Below are 16,773 nucleotides of genomic sequence, written 5' to 3'. Positions count from 1 at the left end.
CGACGGCCCATGAGCGACATCGCGAAGGACTTCATCAGCCATCTCACCATCGCGGCGCTCAAGGGCATCGATGGCAAAGCGCGCCCGTTCTACGAGCAAGCCCTGCAAGGGGCTTGCTCGTCCGTACCGCCGCCCTACAGCATGCAATGGTTCGGCGAAACCTTCCGCCGCAAGGGGCGAGATGCCTCCTGGTTTGCCGGGTTGCTGGTTTCCGATGCGCACATGGAGGGCTATAGCGCCGGGCGTCTTTGGCAATACGGTGAACGGATAGCCGACCCCGGGTTGTCCGAGGGCATGTTGCGCCATGCACGGGACGAGGCCAAGCACTCGCAATTGTTCGGACGGGTCGTGGTGGACGTGTTTCCCCAACTCAAATCAGCGGCATTGTCCGAGCAGTTGGCTTCTTTCGTGCCGCAGTTTCCGGTGGCTGCTGGCACCTTGACCGATGCACCGACATTCGAAGAGTTGCTCAACTCGCTGATCCTGATAAACCTCTACGAAATAAAAGCCTTGGTACTCGGCCAACTGTTGTTGCCGCTGGCCCTGGCGCATGCACCGGAGGCCAATAAAAGAAGAGTCTCGAAGATGCTCGAAGGCATCTTGCGTGATGAGGTATATCACGTGCGCTACAGCGCCGACTTTATTGAGGCTGCGTGTGCCGCTGGGCATCAGGCGTATGTGTTTTCGGCACTTGAGGAGTTTCAGAAAACCTTGAATGTGGTGACCGAGGCTGAATTAAACGATGCCGTGGAAAGCAATGAAATCTACCTATAGGTGACGTCAATGGCCAGCCGTTTCTACAGTTTCAGCAAAGCGGTCATGCCGCCTGCCGAGGTCAGCAAGATTATCGACGGGCTGGCCGCTTGCAAGTATGTCGGCCGAAGTCCACTGGGGCAGGAGTTCGTGCGTACCTTGGGTTTCTCCATCGTCTTTCAGCGTGAGGCGCTCGACGACGTTGTCGAGCACTTCCCCTTCCTCGATTGTTTTCTCGATACGGTCATGTTCAGCGACAGTAACGCTTTCTATGTGAACCCACTGATCTTGCAAGGCTCGTCGCACGTCAAGGCGCATATCGACTGTCGACTGCTGCCGGGCGATATCCGAATCATTCCCAACCTGGTCAGCGTGTTCTATGCCGAAGTCGACAAAGCCATGCAGGGGGGGCGTTTGATTCTCAACGTGGGTGGCGATGACCAGGTGTCGCTGACGCCAGAGGCCAACAGCCTTGTGCACTTCCTGGGGTCGACCGTGCACTGTGTGAGCCGGGTCCGAAATCCGAGGCGAAGGATCAGCGTGGTGTGCGAGCAATACAACCTGGATGAACAAACCCTGCAAGGCTTTCCCTACTTCAAGGTCATCACCGATATCGACAGCGCCCCCAGGGTGAATGCACTCGCCAGTGCATCATGATCATTAAGTTGTCACTTTCGATCATTGAGCGCTTTCAAACGCCTGTTTAATGTCGGCGGCAGACAACGACGGGGGCACGCCGAGGCTCCCGCACTCCGTGATTACGCCTGACTAGGGAGTTCACCCATGGCTGCCGCCCCATACCCGCACCTGCTGGCCCCGCTCGACCTGGGTTTCACCACGCTGCGCAACCGCACCCTGATGGGCTCGATGCACACCGGCCTCGAGGAGCGCCCCGGCGGCTTCGAGCGCATGGCCGCGTACTTCGCCGAGCGCGCCCGCGGTGGCGTCGGCCTGATGGTCACCGGGGGTATTGCGCCGAACGACGAGGGCGGGGTGTATTCCGGTGCGGCCAAGCTCAGCACTCAAGAAGAGTCCGACAAGCACCGCATCGTCACCGAAGCGGTGCATGCCGCAGGGGGCAAGATCTGCCTGCAGATCCTGCACGCCGGGCGCTATGCCTACAGCCCACGGCAGGTCGCGCCCAGCGCCATCCAGGCGCCGATCAACCCGTTCAAGCCCAAGGAGCTCGACGAGGACGGCATCGAGAAGCAGATCGCCGACTTCGTCAACTGCTCGCAGCTCGCCCAGCGTGCGGGCTACGACGGCGTCGAGATCATGGGTTCGGAAGGCTACTTCATCAACCAGTTCCTCGCCGCCCATACCAACCACCGCACCGACCGCTGGGGCGGCAGCTACGAGAACCGCATGCGCCTGGCGGTGGAGATCGTGCGCCGGGTTCGTGAGGCAGTAGGCCGCGAGTTCATCATCATCTTCCGCCTGTCGATGCTCGACCTGGTGGAAGGCGGCAGCGACTGGCAGGAAATCGTGCAACTGGCCAAGGCCATCGAGCAGGCCGGCGCCACATTGATCAACACCGGCATCGGCTGGCACGAGGCGCGTATCCCGACCATCGCTACCAAGGTGCCGCGTGCGGCGTTCAGCAAGGTCACCGCCAAGCTGCGTGGCGAGGTGAAGATCCCGCTGATCACCACCAACCGCATCAACACCCCTGAAGTGGCCGAGGCGGTGCTGGCCGAAGGCGATGCCGACATGGTGTCGATGGCGCGCCCGTTCCTGGCCGACTCGGACTTCGTCAACAAGGCCGCCGCAGGGCGTGCCGACGAGATCAACACCTGCATCGGCTGCAACCAGGCCTGCCTGGACCACACCTTCGGCGGCAAGCTCACCAGTTGCCTGGTCAACCCGCGTGCTTGCCATGAAACCGAGCTCAACTACCTGCCAGTGAAGGTAGTGAAGCGTATCGCCGTGGTAGGCGCCGGGCCTGCGGGCCTTGCCGCCGCTACCGTGGCCGCCGAACGTGGGCACCAGGTGACGTTGTTCGACGCCGCAGGTGAAATTGGCGGGCAGTTCAACGTGGCCAAGCGGGTGCCGGGCAAGGAAGAGTTCTTCGAGACCCTGCGCTACTTCGGCAACAAGGTGAAAAACACCGGTGTCGAGCTGCGCCTGAATACCCGCGTCGGGGTCGATGAGCTGGCAGCCGGGGGCTTCGACGAGATCATCCTGGCCACCGGCATTAGCCCGCGTACGCCGGCAATTCCTGGTATCGACCACGCCAAGGTCCTCAACTACCTGGACGTACTGCTCCAGCGCAAGCCGGTCGGCCAGCGTGTGGCGGTGATCGGCGCGGGCGGCATTGGCTTCGACGTTTCCGAGTTCCTGGTACACGAAGGCGTGGCCACCAGCCAGGACCGCGATGCGTTCTGGAAGGAGTGGGGTATCGACACCCAGCTGCAGGCCCGTGGCGGTGTGGCGGGGGTGCGTGCCGAACCGCATGCCCCGGCGCGCCAGGTGTACCTGCTGCAACGCAAGAAAACCAAGGTTGGCGACGGCCTGGGCAAGACCACCGGCTGGATCCACCGCACGGGACTGAAGAACAAGCAGGTGCAGATGCTCAACAGCGTCGAGTACCTGGGTGTCGACGACGACGGCCTGCACATTCGCGTCGGCGAAGGCGAGCCTCAGTTGCTGGCCGTGGATAACGTCGTGGTTTGCGCAGGCCAAGACCCGCTGCGTGAATTGCATGAGGGGCTGCAGGCCAAAGGCTTGTCGGTACACCTGATCGGTGGCGCTGACGTGGCCGCCGAGCTGGATGCCAAGCGTGCGATCAACCAGGGTTCGCGCCTGGCTGCCGAGCTGTGATCGGCAGACATACTTAACGCTCGATCGAATGAGGGGCACGGCAATCTCGGCGCTTTTGGCGGAGATTGCCGTGATGCCCCACCCAACCCCACCTGCTGCATTGAATGGCGCTGTGCCCGAGGGCCTGCCGGATGTCATCGGTCTGCCCAGCCTGGCGGCCTCAGCGCGAGCGCTGTTCGAGCAACTGCTGCCAGGCGTTTTGGCCCACGCGCCCTACCTGGTCAGGTGCAGCTCGCCACTGATCGATGGCGTGCACCAGATCGTCGCTGCGCAGCCCATCGACCTGTTGATCGCGCGTGCTGGCAAGGGCCTGGGCCTCAACGATACCGAGCTTGATCCCGCAACCACCGTGCTGTCCGAGCGCGCCGACTCCGTTGCACCTCAAGACCAGTTCAGCGGCGCGACCCTGAGCCAGTTCCGCGCGGCGCTGCAAGCGGTCAACCCTGCTGCGGTTGCAATGCGTTTCGAGGCCGACTGCCTGACCTACTGGGATGTCCCTGCCCTGGAGCAGGCTTTGCCGCGTCGCCAACTGATGGCGTTGCAGGTGCGTGCAAGCCTTTGCGACGACCTTGCCGTGCTGCAAGCAGCGGGGCTGCTGAGGGATGACTCGGTGGCGTTGATCCGCGACATCGTCGCCCACCCGCGGCTGCTCGATCGCGCCACGCCCCGTGGGGTCTATTGCCTGGTGGTACGCGCCCAAGGCGACGGGGCGACGGTGACGTTGCCTGGGATGCTGGCCTTGACCCAACAACCTGCGGGTTATGCACCGGCCCAGGGCCATGTGGTCGATCGCCAGGCGCTGACGGGTGAAACCGTGCTCTATTGCACCGGCTACTTTGGGTTCATCCAGCGTCATGAGCACCTTGAGGATGCCCTTGCTGCCCTGGCCAAGTCGCTCCTGGGCGACGCTCCCTTGCTCCTCGCTACCCTCAGCCGCCTGGCACCCGATGACCAGGCGGCGATCCTGCGCGAGCGGGGCAGGGAGGGGGGCGGGTTCGAAGTGCTGGCCCAGCCTATCGACGACAACCCGTTCGAAGCCTTGGTCGAGCAGCAGGTCGAAGCCTGGCGCAACAGTGCGCTGGCCGACGCTCCAGCGTTGTGGCAACCCCGTATTGGCCTGGACGCTTCACGGGCGAAAGCGCTCCGCGAGCTGCTGGCTTTCGAGACGCAACGCCAGCGGTTGCGTGAGCAGCTATCGCCGGGGCTGCGTGGCCTTTCCCAGGTGCAGCAAGCGCTGCTGGAGGCGGCGACACTGCAGTTGCTGGAGCAGCAAGCCAAGGCAGACGCCTATTGGGAAGGGCTACCGTCCTTCGAGGCATACGCCAGCAAGCGGATTCGCGGTGCGCTGCTGGCGCAGGGCATCGATGTCGCGCCCAACGATATCCAGCTCGACATCACCATCACCGAGTATGGCCCCGAGCCGTTCGAACCGGAACAGGCACCCGCTGTTCAGCCAGGCCGCATACCACTTTCAACTACCCAGGTGCAGTACACCTTGTTCGAATACATCGCCCTGCGCCTGGAGGCCAGGGCCGCTGACTGGACGGTGGAGTTCTCCGGATTGCCCTCTGAGCAGGCCGAGAAGTTGTCGCTCAAACGGCTCGCCGAGCTGGCTGAAACCCTCGACTTGCAGGAGCGCTACCAGCACTTGCTGGCCAGTAGGCTTCAGGCGCCGAGCGACCCCCAGGGCGCCGCACAGTTCGAGCAGGGCAAGGCCGCCGCCCTGGCGGTGTTCGAAACACGCTTGCGTCTCGATGCGCTGCTGGCCAATGCCAATGGCGACCTGGACGATTCGGGCTACCAGGTGGTGCTGGACGTGCTGGACCACCCGAGCTTGGACACGCGGCCCTTGCGCGATGGGCAGCAGTCGCAGGTGCAGGGTTTGTCGCTGATGGGCAATTCGCTGCGCGATGTGTTCATCTTCCATGAGGCGGGCGAGTCGTAGATCCTCTGCTACCTGCCTGGCTACCCGCAGGGCGGGCCGTTCAAACGCTATACATCTCGCAGCGCCCTGCGCACGGCACTGACCCGCGACCTAGCCGGGGTCGAGCGCATGAGCGGCTGGAGCCCACGGGTGCATTACTGGGTATCGCGTTTCGGGCGGCACCAGCTGGCCGCCGTCCAGCCGTTGTTGCGTTCCCTGGCCCAAGGCGGTGCGGGGGCGGCCCTGGAGCTACAGCCATTGTCAGGCACGCTCGGCCAGGCGACGTTCGACTATCGGGTCGCCTACCTGCTCGCCGAAGGTGACAGCCTGGCGCTGTCCGATGCCGAGCTGGCACTGGAGCAAGGGCTGGATGTCGTCGTGCTGGTGTTCCGCTTGTTGAGCACGCTGATTCCGGCGCGGGTGATGACGGCACTCGATTTGGCCGAGCTGGGCTACTACCTGTTCACCGGCTATGCCGCTTTCGCAGCAGGCCAGCGTGAGCGTGCCGGGGAGTACCTGCTGGAGGCCCTTGCCAGTGTCAATGGCCTGGCCAATGCCAAGTTCTTCAAGCTCCGACGACACGTCGGGGGCGCTGTGCCGACGCGGCTTCAGCCCATCGGCGATGCATTCACCCTCGCCACCCTCGTGCCTGTGACGCCCACCGGTTTGCAGCGCATCGACCAGGGCCGGCGTGAAGGGTTGTGGGTTGGCGAGGGCAAACTCTACGCCAAGCTGGGGGACGGCGGCTGCTATCGGGTGTACGAGGTGGCCAACCCCTTGGAACGCACCTCCAGCTTCCACCTTGGCGAGGGGGATACGTCGCTCAGCCTGTCGCTGTTCTCCAACCCCGACCCGCGCATTGTGCGTGACCCGTATACCGGCGACTGGCATGTGCTGCGTCGCTTCGGGCTGCTGGGCGGCATGGACCTGCCGCTCAGGCCTGTTTCGCAGGGTGACTGGGTGAGCCGCGGGGTGCGCAGACAGACTGTCCAGGGGCATACGCTGCATTGGATCGATGACGGGCAACGGGGCGTATCGGTCGAGTTCGACCTACAGCATGGCTGTTGGTACAGCGACGAAACGAGGCTCTACTATCGCTTCGACGACGCCAGTGGGCGGCAGGTCGGCTCAGCGGATGCCGGGCCTGTGACCAACCACCTCGAGCGCCAGGTGGCGCGCGAAGCCCTGGGGTGCGAAGCGCCCAGGCCGGTGCTGCGCCAATGGCAAGCCCAGGGCATTGGCGAAGCGATACCGTTGGACATCCACCAGATCTGGATCGGCGATTTCGACAGCCTCAGCCGGGTGCATGGCGCCACCCTCGTCGCCAATGCGCACATGGCCCAGCTCAGCGGCTACAGCCTGCACGTGCATTTGCTGGGCGAGGTGGATAGCCTCTGGAACCGCTTCAAGTTGCAATGGCACTACCCCGGTATTCACTTTCAGTCGCTTGCGCGCCAGCCATTCTTCAGCGCATTCCTGGGCAGCGAGCCGGGTAAGGTGTTCAGCTTCTTCCGCCAGCCGCAAAGCCGTAACCTCGCCGCCGCCAGCGACGTATTGCGCTACCGGCTGCTGCACGAGCTGGGCGGGGTATACATGGATATCGACGACCGATTGCTGCAGGACCTGCCGCAGATTCATTTGCAGCCTGGCCAATTGGGCGTGGGAGGTTTTGTGGAGAACCAGCGGCTTGGCCTGCGTGGGCCGAACAACAGCCATTTCGCCAGCCTCAAGGGCAACCCTTTACTGGATGCCATGCTCGAAGAGATTCCCCGGCGTTTCAACCGGAGCACCCTTGAGCAACAGGTGCCGCGCCCACTGCACAGAACCCCTCTGCCGGTCGATGGCAGCCGCCTTGCCGAGGACTATTTCCATGCCGACGATCAGCGTTTTACCCTCTACATGCGCGAGATTTCCTCGGTCACCGGTCCAGCCCTGTTCAACAGTATCCGGTACTTGGCCAGTGCCGATGCCGAAACGCTGACCCGTGCGCTGGTCTATGCGGACGATTTGATTCGCAAGGGCGTCAGGGTCGAGATTGAGGTCATGGAGTGGATGCTCAAGGCCAGCCCGGTGCTGTCGCCGTTGGAGGGTTTCATTGAGGTCGGCAACGCACACAGCTGGCAGAGCGGTCGTCGCTGAGCTGGTATGCTGGGTGTTTTCGGGACGCTCTCGATGACCGATGGCTTCGCCTCTCTCGCCATGCCCCCCCTTGCAGCACTTGCACCTGCCGTGGCTGGCAGAGTCGGGTGTTGCCTGCGCGGTGTTGCGCCTGGATTTGGTCGACCCGCTGATCAGCGGCAACAAGAGCTACAAGCTGCGCGAGCACCTGGCCATGGCGCGGCGCAACGACGCGCCGGGGCTTATCAGCCTGGGCGGCAACCACTCCAACCATCTGCATGCCCTGGCGGCGGCGGGCCGACGTTTCGGTTTCGCCACCGTCGGGTTACTGCGTGGCGAACCCCAGGACACGCCGACGGTGCGTGATCTGCAAGCCTTGGGCATGACCCAGCACTGGCTCGGCTACGGCGGCTACCGGGCGCGTCACCAACCTGGTTTCTGGCAGCCCTGGCAGGCGCGCTACCCAGGTTGGCAGTGCATTCCCGAGGGGGGGGGACGCGAGGGTGCCGAGGGGTGTCGGCTGCTGGTCGAGCAGGCCAAGGCGCAGCTTGCGTCGGTCGGTTGGACGGACTATCACGCCTGGTGGCTGGCGGTGGGTACCGGCACCACCTTGGCTGGTTTGGTGCTGGCCGAGCAGGGCAGGCATGACGTGCATGGTGCACTGGCGGTGCCTGCCGACCATGGCGTGGCCCAGGTCATCGAGGCCCTGGCCGGGAGCCAGGGCTATGTGCTGCACGATGCCTGTCGGGGTGGCTTCGCGCGTCTTGACGATGCGCTGCAAGCGTTCATCGCCGACAGCGAAGAGCAGGCTGGCGTGCCCCTCGAAGCGCTGTACACGGGCAAGGCGCTGATGGCCTTGCGCGAGCAGGTTCAGGCCGGGCTGTTCGCGCCAGGCACGCGCTTGATCTTCGTTCATACCGGCGGCCTGCAGGGCCGACGCGGCTATTTGTAGGGCAGCATGCGCAGCAGCGTGTTGTCGCGTCGTACAAAGTGGTGATAGAGCCCGGCCAGTGCATGCAGGCCGATCAGCCAGTAGCCCCAGCTGCCGATGCGCTCGTGCCAGCCCTTGATGAACTTGGCCTGGTCCGGGTCCGGGTTGGTCAGCGCGGGCAGTTCCAGGCCATAGAAGGGGATCGGTTTGTCGGCGGCGCTGAGCATCAGCCAGCCGGCCAGGGGCAGGCCGATCATCAGCAGGTACAGCAGCAGGTGCATCAGGTGCGCAAGGCCGGTCTGCCAGGCCGGCGGCTTCGGCACGATCGGCGGGGCACGGCGAGCCAGGCGCATGGCCAAACGCAGCCAGACCAGGAAGAACACACTCAGGCCGAGCATGAAGTGCAGGCTTTTCATCAGGTCGCGCTCGGCACTGTCCCTGGGGAACAGGCCGCGCAACTCGATACAGGCGTAGACGGCGGCCAGTAGCACCAGCATCAGCCAATGCAGGGCGATGGACAGGCGCGCATAGTGCGCGGCGGGGGTGGATGAAACCATGGTCGGGCCTCGTCATCAGGTTGGGCTGGGCGCTCTTCGCAGCGCCTGTAAATGATTTTAGGTTATGGGCCGGGGTGGTTTGTTCCGACCCTATCGCGGGGCACTGCTTAATCAACCTGGCAGGTGTGGCCAGCTGTCGCTCACCAGGAACAGCCGCTGTGCCTCATGCCAGGCGCCATCCTCGTGTTCCAGCCTTACCAGCAACTGCGCCGGGGCATGGGCGTCCAGCTCATGCAGCCAGGTATCGAATGCCTGGCGCGACCAGCAGGTCTCGAGCCGTGCTGGCGCCAACCAGGCTTGGCGTGGCAGCGGTTGCCAGCGCTCTTGCGTATCGAGAGGCCAGTCACGTCGATGCAGCCAGCGTCCGCGCAGGTGTCGTGGGTTGACGCCCAGCGGGGCCTCGGCCTGGCCGGGCCATGGGTAGAACAGGTAGCCGCTGAGCCACACCTGCGCCTCTACCTCGGCGACCCCCAGGCGCGCCAGCACCTCGCGGCACTCCGGGCGTGCCGAAAGCGGCAACTGGTGCCCAGCCAGGTGCGCGAGCTTCTGGCCCAGCCGGTCGTGGCAGCCAGGGCCCAGCCAGTGCAAAGGCTCCAGCCCGTCATCCTGGGTAGGGCCGAGGTAGAGTTTGATCGCCAGTTCCAGGTGGTGCACACCGTCGCGGTCGCGCAGCAGCAGGTCGAGCTCGCCCAGGGTATGACCGCCCACGCGTACCGGCAGGTTGGCCGCCAGCAGTTCGATGCCCGGTGCCTGGCGCAGGGCGAACTGCCACAGCGCCTCGTAGTACAGGCCCAGGCGGCGGCTGGTGAGTTTCGCCAGGCTATCGACCAAGGGCTGCGGGTCGTGGTCGAGCGCATGCAGCCAGTGCACCAGCTGCCGTGGGTCGTCTGCCCAGTCGCTGGCAGCCAAGGGATGGCGCTGCGGGCAGGGCGGTGTCTCGAGCAATGCAGGTGACAGCAGCGCCCAGGCCAGGTCGCGCACGGCGGGGTGGCGCAGTTGGCGGGGCAGCGCGTGCAGGTCGGTGAAAGGTGTCATCCAGCGAGCATAGCCGGTTTGCCGCTGGCGGGGCGTTTCGCCCATAATCCGGGAATCGTTACCCCGGCGCAGAGCCTCGCAGGAGCCCCATGGAGCAATTTCGCAATATCGGTATCATCGGACGCCTCGGCAGTTCCCAGGTGCTCGACACCATTCGCCGACTGAAGAAGTTCCTGCTCGAGCGCCACCTGCACGTGATCCTCGAGGACACCATCGCCGAAGTGCTGCCCGGCCATGGCCTGCAAACCTCGACGCGCAAGCTCTTGGGCGAGGTCTGCGACCTGGTCATCGTGGTCGGCGGCGACGGCAGCCTGCTCGGCGCCGCCCGCGCCCTGGCGCGCCACAATATCCCGGTGCTGGGCATCAACCGCGGCAACCTGGGCTTTCTCACCGACATCCGCCCCGACGAGTTGGAAACCAAGGTCGCCGAGGTGCTCGATGGCCACTACCTGGTCGAGAACCGCTTCCTGTTGCAGGCCGAGGTGCGCCGTCACCACGAGGCCATCGGCCAGGGCGATGCGCTCAACGACGTGGTGCTGCACCCCGGCAAGTCGACGCGGATGATCGAGTTCGAGATCTACATCGACGGCCAGTTCGTCTGTAGCCAGAAGGCCGACGGCCTGATCGTCGCCACGCCCACCGGTTCCACCGCCTACGCCTTGTCGGCGGGCGGGCCGATCATGCACCCCAAGCTCGACGCCATCGTGATCGTGCCGATGTACCCGCACACCCTGTCCGGGCGGCCGATCGTGGTCGACGGCAACAGCGAGCTGAAGATCGTGGTGTCCAAGGACCTGCAGATCTACCCGCAGGTGTCCTGCGACGGCCAGAACCACTTCACCTGCGCGCCCGGCGACACCATCACGGTGAGCAAGAAGCCGCAGAAGCTGCGCCTGATCCACCCGCTGGACCACAACTACTACGAGGTCTGCCGCACCAAGCTGGGTTGGGGCAGTCGCCTGGGGGGCGGGGACGACTGATGCTCGATCCGGCGCGAAGTTTCGACATCATCGGCGACGTGCACGGTTGTGCGCTGACCCTCGAACGCCTGCTCGACACCCTCGGCTACAAGCGAACAGGTGGGGTCTGGCGTCACCCGCGGCGCCAGGCGCTGTTCCTCGGCGATATCGTCGACCGTGGCCCGCGCATTCGCGAAGCGCTGCACATCGTCCATGACATGGTCGAGGCCGGCCAGGCCCATTGCATCATGGGCAACCACGAGTACAACGCCCTGGGCTGGATGACCCCGGCGCTGCCCGGCACTGGCAAGGCCCATGTGCGCGAGCACACCCCGCGCCACGCCCGGCTGATCGACGAAACCCTGACCCAGTTCGCCCAGCACCCCGGCGACTGGCACGACTTCGTCGAGTGGTTCTACACCTTGCCGCTGTTCATCGATGCCGGGCGTTTTCGCATGGTGCACGCCTGCTGGGACCCGCAATTGATCGCGCAACTGCGCCGCCAGCACCCCGACGGGCGTATCGATGAGCACTTCGTGCAGGCCTCGGCGGTGTCCGGCAGCTTCGCCTCCACCGTGTGCAACCGCCTGCTGCGCGGCACCGACATGCGCTTGCCCGACGGCCTGACGCTGACCGGCGGCGATGGCCTGACCCGCGCCTTCTTCCGCACCAAGTTCTGGGAGGAAGACCCGCAAACCTACGGCGACATCGTGTTCCAGCCCGATGCCTTGCCCGAGGCGGTGGCGCAAACGCCGCTGGAGCCCGCCCAGAAGAACGCCTTGCTGCGCTATGCCGAGGACGAACCCTTGTTGTTCGTCGGCCATTACTGGCGTAGCGGCCGCCCGGCGCCGATCCGCACCAACTTGGCCTGCCTGGACTACAGCGCGGTGCTGTACGGCAAGTTGGTGGCCTACCGTCTTGATGATGAAACCCGCATCGACCCGCACAAGTTCGTATGGGTCGACGTCGACCGCCCGCAGGCCAACCAATGAATGTGATCGAAGTGATGCGCCTGCCGGTGAGTGTCGACCTTAGTGGTTTCGTTGGCATGTTGCGGCGCCTCGAGGTGCCGCACCGGGTGGTCGAGGAGGGCAGCGAGCAGGTGTTGTGGGCGCCGCCTGGGCTGGCCGACGACCTGCGCGAACTCTACCAGCGCTACCCCGAAGGCAGCCCCGACGTGCAACTCGCCGCCGACCCTGTGGCAGAAGGCGCGCCGCTGGACGAGCCAGCACGCGCGCCTTCGCTGAAAGACCAGGCCCGCGCCTGCAAGGTCACCTCGGCCATGTTGCTGCTGTGCCTCGTGGTCGCCGGCATCACCGGCCTGGGCGACAACCTTTCGACCATCGGCTGGTTCACCTTCCTCGGCTTCCACGTGCAGGGCGACTACCTGTACTTCGTCCCGCTGGCCCAGGCCCTTGACGAAGGCCAATGGTGGCGGCTGGTCTCGCCGATGCTGCTGCACTTCGGCGTGCTGCACCTGGCGATGAACGGCCTGTGGTACTGGGAGCTGGGCAAGCGCATCGAGCTACGCCAAGGCTCGTGGGTGCTGCTGGGCCTGACCCTGCTATTCAGCCTGGTATCGAATTTTGCCCAGCATTACTTCAGCGGCCCGAGCCTGTTCGGCGGGCTGTCCGGGGTGCTGTATGGCTTGCTGGGGTATGTGTGGTTGTACCAATGGCTGGCGCCGAACCCGCATTTCAACCTGCCCAAGGGCGTACTGGTGATGATGCTTATCTGGCTGGTGGTGTGCCTGACCGGCGTGATCGGCCAACTGGGCTTCGGCCAGATCGCCAACGCCGCCCACGTCGGCGGGCTGCTCATCGGATGCTTGGCCGGCCTCTTGGGTGGGGCGCGGGCCAAGCGTAAACTGTCGGCCTGAACTAGGAGACGCTATGTCCACTTTCGCGCAAATGATCGAAAACATCACACCGGAAATCTACGAAAGCCTGAAAACGGCCGTGGAAATCGGCAAATGGTCCGATGGCCGCAAGCTCACTGCCGAGCAGAAAGAGCTGTCGTTGCAGGCGGTGATCGCCTGGGAGATCAAGAACCTCCCTGAAGACCAGCGTACCGGCTACATGGGCCCGCAGGAATGCGCCTCGAAGTCGGCGCCTATCCCTAACATCCTGTTCAAGTCGGACTCGCTACATTGATCGAACTCGCTCGTGGCTCCCTGAGCAAAATGGCGGTGCGCCTGGAAGCGCCGGTGGTGCAGTACAGTTTCCGCCTGGGTGAGGCGCAGGTACCGGTCAACCCACTGATCGGCCAATCGCTGCGCCTGGAATACCTCGGCGCCATCCATTGCACCCATTGCGGCAAGCGCACCAAGACCAGCTTCAGCCAAGGCTACTGCTACCCCTGCATGACCAAGCTGGCCCAGTGCGACATCTGCATCATGGCCCCGGAACGCTGCCACTACGACGCCGGCACCTGCCGCGAGCCGTCTTGGGGCGAACAATTCTGCATGACCGACCACGTGGTGTACCTGGCCAACTCGTCGGGCATCAAGGTCGGCATCACCCGCGCCAGCCAGCTGCCCACCCGCTGGCTTGACCAGGGCGCAAGCCAAGCGCTGCCGATCATGCGCGTGGCTACCCGCCAGCAATCCGGGCTGGTCGAAGACCTGCTGCGCAGCCAGGTGCCGGACCGCACCAACTGGCGCACCCTGCTCAAGGGCGACGCCGAAGTGCTCGACCTGGTGGCGGTGCGCGAGCAGATCTTCGATGCCTGCGCCGAGGGCCTGCAAGGCTTGCAGCAGCGTTTCGGTTTGCAGGCCATCCAGCCGCTGCCCGATGCCGAAGTGGTGAGCATGCGCTACCCGGTCGAGGCCTACCCCAAGAAGATCACCAGCTTCAACCTGGACAAGGACCCAGTCGCCGAAGGCACGCTGCTGGGCATCAAGGGCCAGTACCTGATCTTCGACACCGGCGTCATCAACATTCGCAAGTACACGGCTTACCAACTGGCCGTGCTCCAGTAAAAGGATCGCCACATGCGTACCGAACAACCGCAAGTGATCTACCTCAAGGACTATCAGGCGCCCGAGTACCTGATCGACGAGACGCACCTGACCTTCGAACTGTTCGAGGACCACAGCCTGGTCCATGCGCAACTGGTCATGCGCCGCAACCCGGCGCGTGGCGCAGGCTTGCCGCCGTTGGTGCTGGATGGCCAGCAGCTGGAACTGCTGAGCGTGCAGGTCGACGACCAAGCGCTGACCGCCAGCGACTACCAGCTCGATGACAACAGCCTGACCCTGCACCCTGCGGCCGAGCGCTTCACCCTCGACACCACGGTGAAGATCCACCCGGAAAGCAACACCGCGCTGGAAGGCCTGTACAAGTCCGGCAAGATGTTCTGCACCCAGTGCGAGGCCGAAGGTTTCCGCAAGATCACCTACTACCTCGACCGCCCGGACGTGATGAGCACCTTCACCACCACGGTAATCGCCGAGCAACACCGCTACCCGGTGCTGTTGAGCAACGGCAACCCCATCGGCAGCGGCCCGGCTGAGGACGGCCGCCATTGGGCGACCTGGGAAGACCCGTTCATGAAGCCGGCCTACCTGTTCGCCCTGGTCGCGGGTGACCTGTGGTGCGTGGAAGACAGCTTCACCCGCCAGTCCGGCCGCGATGTGACCCTGCGCATCTACGTCGAGCCCGAGAACATCGACAAGTGCGACCACGCCATGGTCAGCCTGAAGAAGTCCATGCGCTGGGACGAAGAGGTCTATGGCCGTGAATACGACCTGGACATCTTCATGATCGTCGCGGTCAACGACTTCAACATGGGCGCCATGGAAAACAAGGGCCTGAACATCTTCAACTCCAGCTGCGTGCTGGCCCGTGCCGAAACCGCCACCGATGCCGCTCACCAGCGGGTCGAAGGCGTGGTGGCCCACGAGTACTTCCACAACTGGTCGGGCAACCGCGTGACTTGCCGCGACTGGTTCCAGCTGTCGCTCAAGGAAGGCTTCACGGTGTTCCGCGACGCCGAGTTCAGTGCCGACATGAACTCGCGCACGGTCAAGCGTATCGAGGACGTCGCCTACCTGCGCACCCACCAGTTCGCCGAAGACGCCGGCCCCATGTCCCACCCGGTGCGCCCGGACAGCTTCATCGAGATCTCCAATTTCTACACCCTGACCGTGTACGAGAAGGGCTCGGAAGTGGTGCGCATGGTTCGTACCCTGCTGGGCGCCGAGGGTTTCCGCAAGGGCAGCGACCTGTACTTCGAGCGCCACGACGGCCAGGCGGTGACCACCGACGACTTCATCAAGGCCATGGAAGACGCCAATGGCGCCGACCTGACCCAGTTCAAGCGCTGGTACAGCCAGGCCGGCACCCCGCGCCTGGAAGTCAGCGAGACTTATGACGCCGCTGCGCAAACCTACCGACTGACCTTCCGCCAAAGCTGCCCGGCGACCCCGGACAAGGCTGAAAAACTGCCGTTCGTGATCCCGGTGGAACTGGGCCTGCTGGACGCCGAGGGCAACGACCTGCCGCTGCGCCTGGCCGGGGAAACCCAAGCTGTGGGCAGCACCCGCGTGCTGGCGGTGACCGAGGCCGAGCAGACCTTCACCTTCGAGGGCATTGCCGCCAAGCCGCTGCCGTCGTTGCTGCGCGGCTTCAGCGCACCGGTCAAGCTGGGCTTCCCCTACGACCGCGACCAGCTGATGTTCCTGATGCAGCACGACAGCGACGGCTTCAACCGCTGGGAGGCGGGGCAGCAGTTGTCGGTGCAGGTGTTGCAGGAGTTGATTGGCCAGCACCAGCGTGGCGAAGCGCTGACGCTCGACCAGCGTCTGATTACCGCCTTGGGCACTGTACTGGGCAACCCATCGCTGGACCCGGCCATGGTTGCCGAGATGCTCTCGCTGCCCGGCGAGGCGTACCTCACCGAGATCAGCCAGGTGGCCGATGTCGATGCCATCCATGCGGCGCGCGAGTTCGCTCGCCGACAGATCGCCGAGCAGTTGTTCGATGCTTTGTGGGCGCGCTACCAGGCCCATCGCGAAGTGTCGCGTGCCACTGCCTATGTGGCCGAGGCCGAGCACTTTGCCCGCCGTGGCTTGCAGAATATCGCGCTGTCGTACCTGATGCTCAGCGGCAAGCCGCAGGTGCTGGAGGCCACGCTGGAGCAGTTCGAGCAGTGCGACAACATGACCGAGCGTCTCACCGCCCTGGCGGTGCTGGTCAACTCGCCGTTCGAGGCCGAGCGGGCCAAGGCCCTGGAAGCCTTCGCCGAGCACTTCAAGGACAACCCGCTGGTCATGGACCAGTGGTTCAGCGTGCAGGCGGCCAGCAGCCTGCCGGGCGGCCTGGCCCGGGTCAAGGCGCTGATGCAGCACCCGGCCTTCACCTTGAAGAACCCGAACAAGGTGCGCGCGCTGGTCGGTGCGTTCGCCGGGCAGAACCTGGTCAACTTCCACGCCGCCGATGGTTCGGGTTATCGCTTCCTGGCGGACCTGGTGATCGAGCTCAACGGGTTCAACCCGCAGATCGCTTCGCGTCAACTGGCACCGCTGACCCGCTGGCGCAAGTACGGCGATGCGCGCCAGGCGCTGATGAAGGGCGAGCTGAGCCAGCCGCGGCGGCCTCGACCCGATCTACTGCGACACCAGCCCCTGTACCTTGCGCCTGGTGCAAGACCTCGCCGAAACCCGCCTCGACCTGT

14 protein-coding genes are annotated in these 16,773 nt (G+C 64.6%); 12 read left to right on the top strand and 2 right to left on the bottom strand.

Features of this window, described 5'->3' with window-relative positions:
• The first annotated feature begins 9 nt into the window (after nucleotides 1-9).
• The 6 genes from ACQKPE_RS19505 to ACQKPE_RS19480 all read left to right on the top strand — a co-directional run bounded on the left by ACQKPE_RS19505 (nucleotide 10) and on the right by ACQKPE_RS19480 (nucleotide 8,567).
• Entirely contained in the window at nucleotides 10-774 is a 765-nt protein-coding gene (locus tag ACQKPE_RS19505) for a hypothetical protein (RefSeq protein WP_427668259.1), read from the top strand.
• A 9-nt stretch (nucleotides 775-783) separates the two neighbouring features.
• Nucleotides 784-1,410 (top strand): hypothetical protein, encoded by a 627-nt coding sequence (locus tag ACQKPE_RS19500; RefSeq protein ID WP_427668258.1) that lies wholly within the window; start codon nucleotides 784-786, stop codon nucleotides 1,408-1,410.
• A 126-nt stretch (nucleotides 1,411-1,536) separates the two neighbouring features.
• Entirely contained in the window at nucleotides 1,537-3,573 is a 2,037-nt protein-coding gene (locus tag ACQKPE_RS19495) for an FAD-dependent oxidoreductase (protein WP_427668257.1), read from the top strand.
• A gap of 73 nt (nucleotides 3,574-3,646) precedes the next feature.
• Nucleotides 3,647-5,518 carry a dermonecrotic toxin domain-containing protein gene (locus ACQKPE_RS19490; RefSeq protein ID WP_427668256.1) on the top strand — a complete coding sequence of 624 codons (1,872 nt, stop codon included), beginning with the start codon at nucleotides 3,647-3,649 and terminating at the stop codon, nucleotides 5,516-5,518.
• A gap of 108 nt (nucleotides 5,519-5,626) precedes the next feature.
• A complete protein-coding gene (locus ACQKPE_RS19485) occupies nucleotides 5,627-7,636 on the top strand; it encodes a glycosyltransferase (protein WP_427668255.1) in 2,010 nt (669 codons plus the stop codon).
• Nucleotides 7,637-7,676: 40 nt separating this feature from the next.
• A complete protein-coding gene (locus tag ACQKPE_RS19480) occupies nucleotides 7,677-8,567 on the top strand; it encodes a 1-aminocyclopropane-1-carboxylate deaminase/D-cysteine desulfhydrase (RefSeq protein WP_427668254.1) in 891 nt (296 codons plus the stop codon).
• Here ACQKPE_RS19480 and ACQKPE_RS19475 read toward each other — a convergent pair.
• Nucleotides 8,558-9,103, bottom strand: coding sequence for a cytochrome b (locus ACQKPE_RS19475; protein ID WP_427668253.1), 546 nt, complete (start codon nucleotides 9,101-9,103; stop codon nucleotides 8,558-8,560). The two genes, ACQKPE_RS19480 and ACQKPE_RS19475, sit on opposite strands and share 10 nt — an antisense overlap.
• A gap of 111 nt (nucleotides 9,104-9,214) precedes the next feature.
• The gene (locus ACQKPE_RS19470; RefSeq protein WP_427668252.1) at nucleotides 9,215-10,183 is read right to left on the bottom strand and encodes a DUF1853 family protein; all 969 of its coding nucleotides are present in this window, start codon (nucleotides 10,181-10,183) and stop codon (nucleotides 9,215-9,217) included.
• A 44-nt stretch (nucleotides 10,184-10,227) separates the two neighbouring features.
• On the opposite strand from ACQKPE_RS19470, the gene ACQKPE_RS19465 reads away from it, so the two are divergent.
• From ACQKPE_RS19465 to pepN, 6 genes are all read left to right on the top strand, one after another.
• Nucleotides 10,228-11,118 (top strand): NAD(+) kinase, encoded by an 891-nt coding sequence (locus ACQKPE_RS19465; RefSeq protein ID WP_427668251.1) that lies wholly within the window; start codon nucleotides 10,228-10,230, stop codon nucleotides 11,116-11,118.
• Nucleotides 11,115-12,089 carry a metallophosphoesterase gene (locus ACQKPE_RS19460; protein WP_427668270.1) on the top strand — a complete coding sequence of 325 codons (975 nt, stop codon included), beginning with the start codon at nucleotides 11,115-11,117 and terminating at the stop codon, nucleotides 12,087-12,089. The genes ACQKPE_RS19465 and ACQKPE_RS19460 overlap by 4 nt, the downstream gene beginning before the upstream one ends.
• A complete protein-coding gene (locus ACQKPE_RS19455; RefSeq protein WP_427668250.1) occupies nucleotides 12,086-12,976 on the top strand; it encodes a rhomboid family intramembrane serine protease in 891 nt (296 codons plus the stop codon). The genes ACQKPE_RS19460 and ACQKPE_RS19455 overlap by 4 nt, the downstream gene beginning before the upstream one ends.
• 13 nt (nucleotides 12,977-12,989) lie before the next feature.
• Nucleotides 12,990-13,250 (top strand): YeaC family protein, encoded by a 261-nt coding sequence (locus ACQKPE_RS19450; RefSeq protein WP_375100397.1) that lies wholly within the window; start codon nucleotides 12,990-12,992, stop codon nucleotides 13,248-13,250.
• On the top strand, nucleotides 13,247-14,077 hold the full coding sequence (locus ACQKPE_RS19445; protein ID WP_427668249.1) for a DUF2797 domain-containing protein: 831 nt from the start codon (nucleotides 13,247-13,249) through the stop codon (nucleotides 14,075-14,077). Before ACQKPE_RS19450 ends, ACQKPE_RS19445 begins: the two co-directional genes overlap by 4 nt.
• 12 nt (nucleotides 14,078-14,089) lie before the next feature.
• Nucleotides 14,090-16,773, top strand: a 2,684-nt coding sequence (gene pepN / locus ACQKPE_RS19440) for an aminopeptidase N (protein WP_427668248.1), incomplete at its 3' end; no start/stop codon positions are given.

The organism is Pseudomonas sp. NPDC089554 (genome assembly GCF_050280645.1).
In the GTDB taxonomy this organism is placed as follows: Bacteria; Pseudomonadota; Gammaproteobacteria; order Pseudomonadales; family Pseudomonadaceae; genus Aquipseudomonas.
Note: the sequence above shows the minus strand (reverse complement) of the source record. Positions and strands in the feature narration are given on the sequence as shown.

Bases quoted from the DNA above. Each gene is read 5' to 3' on its own strand.
- ACQKPE_RS19505 (WP_427668259.1), top strand. From the start codon at position 10: ATGAGCGACATCGCGAAGGACTTCATCAGCCATCTCACCATCGCGGCG.
- ACQKPE_RS19500 (WP_427668258.1), top strand. From the start codon at position 784: ATGGCCAGCCGTTTCTACAGTTTCAGCAAAGCGGTCATGCCGCCTGCC.
- ACQKPE_RS19495 (WP_427668257.1), top strand. From the start codon at position 1,537: ATGGCTGCCGCCCCATACCCGCACCTGCTGGCCCCGCTCGACCTGGGT.
- ACQKPE_RS19490 (WP_427668256.1), top strand. From the start codon at position 3,647: ATGCCCCACCCAACCCCACCTGCTGCATTGAATGGCGCTGTGCCCGAG.
- ACQKPE_RS19485 (WP_427668255.1), top strand. From the start codon at position 5,627: ATGAGCGGCTGGAGCCCACGGGTGCATTACTGGGTATCGCGTTTCGGG.
- ACQKPE_RS19480 (WP_427668254.1), top strand. From the start codon at position 7,677: ATGGCTTCGCCTCTCTCGCCATGCCCCCCCTTGCAGCACTTGCACCTG.
- ACQKPE_RS19475 (WP_427668253.1), bottom strand. From the start codon at position 9,103: ATGGTTTCATCCACCCCCGCCGCGCACTATGCGCGCCTGTCCATCGCC.
- ACQKPE_RS19470 (WP_427668252.1), bottom strand. From the start codon at position 10,183: ATGGGCGAAACGCCCCGCCAGCGGCAAACCGGCTATGCTCGCTGGATG.
- ACQKPE_RS19465 (WP_427668251.1), top strand. From the start codon at position 10,228: ATGGAGCAATTTCGCAATATCGGTATCATCGGACGCCTCGGCAGTTCC.
- ACQKPE_RS19455 (WP_427668250.1), top strand. From the start codon at position 12,086: ATGAATGTGATCGAAGTGATGCGCCTGCCGGTGAGTGTCGACCTTAGT.
- ACQKPE_RS19450 (WP_375100397.1), top strand. From the start codon at position 12,990: ATGTCCACTTTCGCGCAAATGATCGAAAACATCACACCGGAAATCTAC.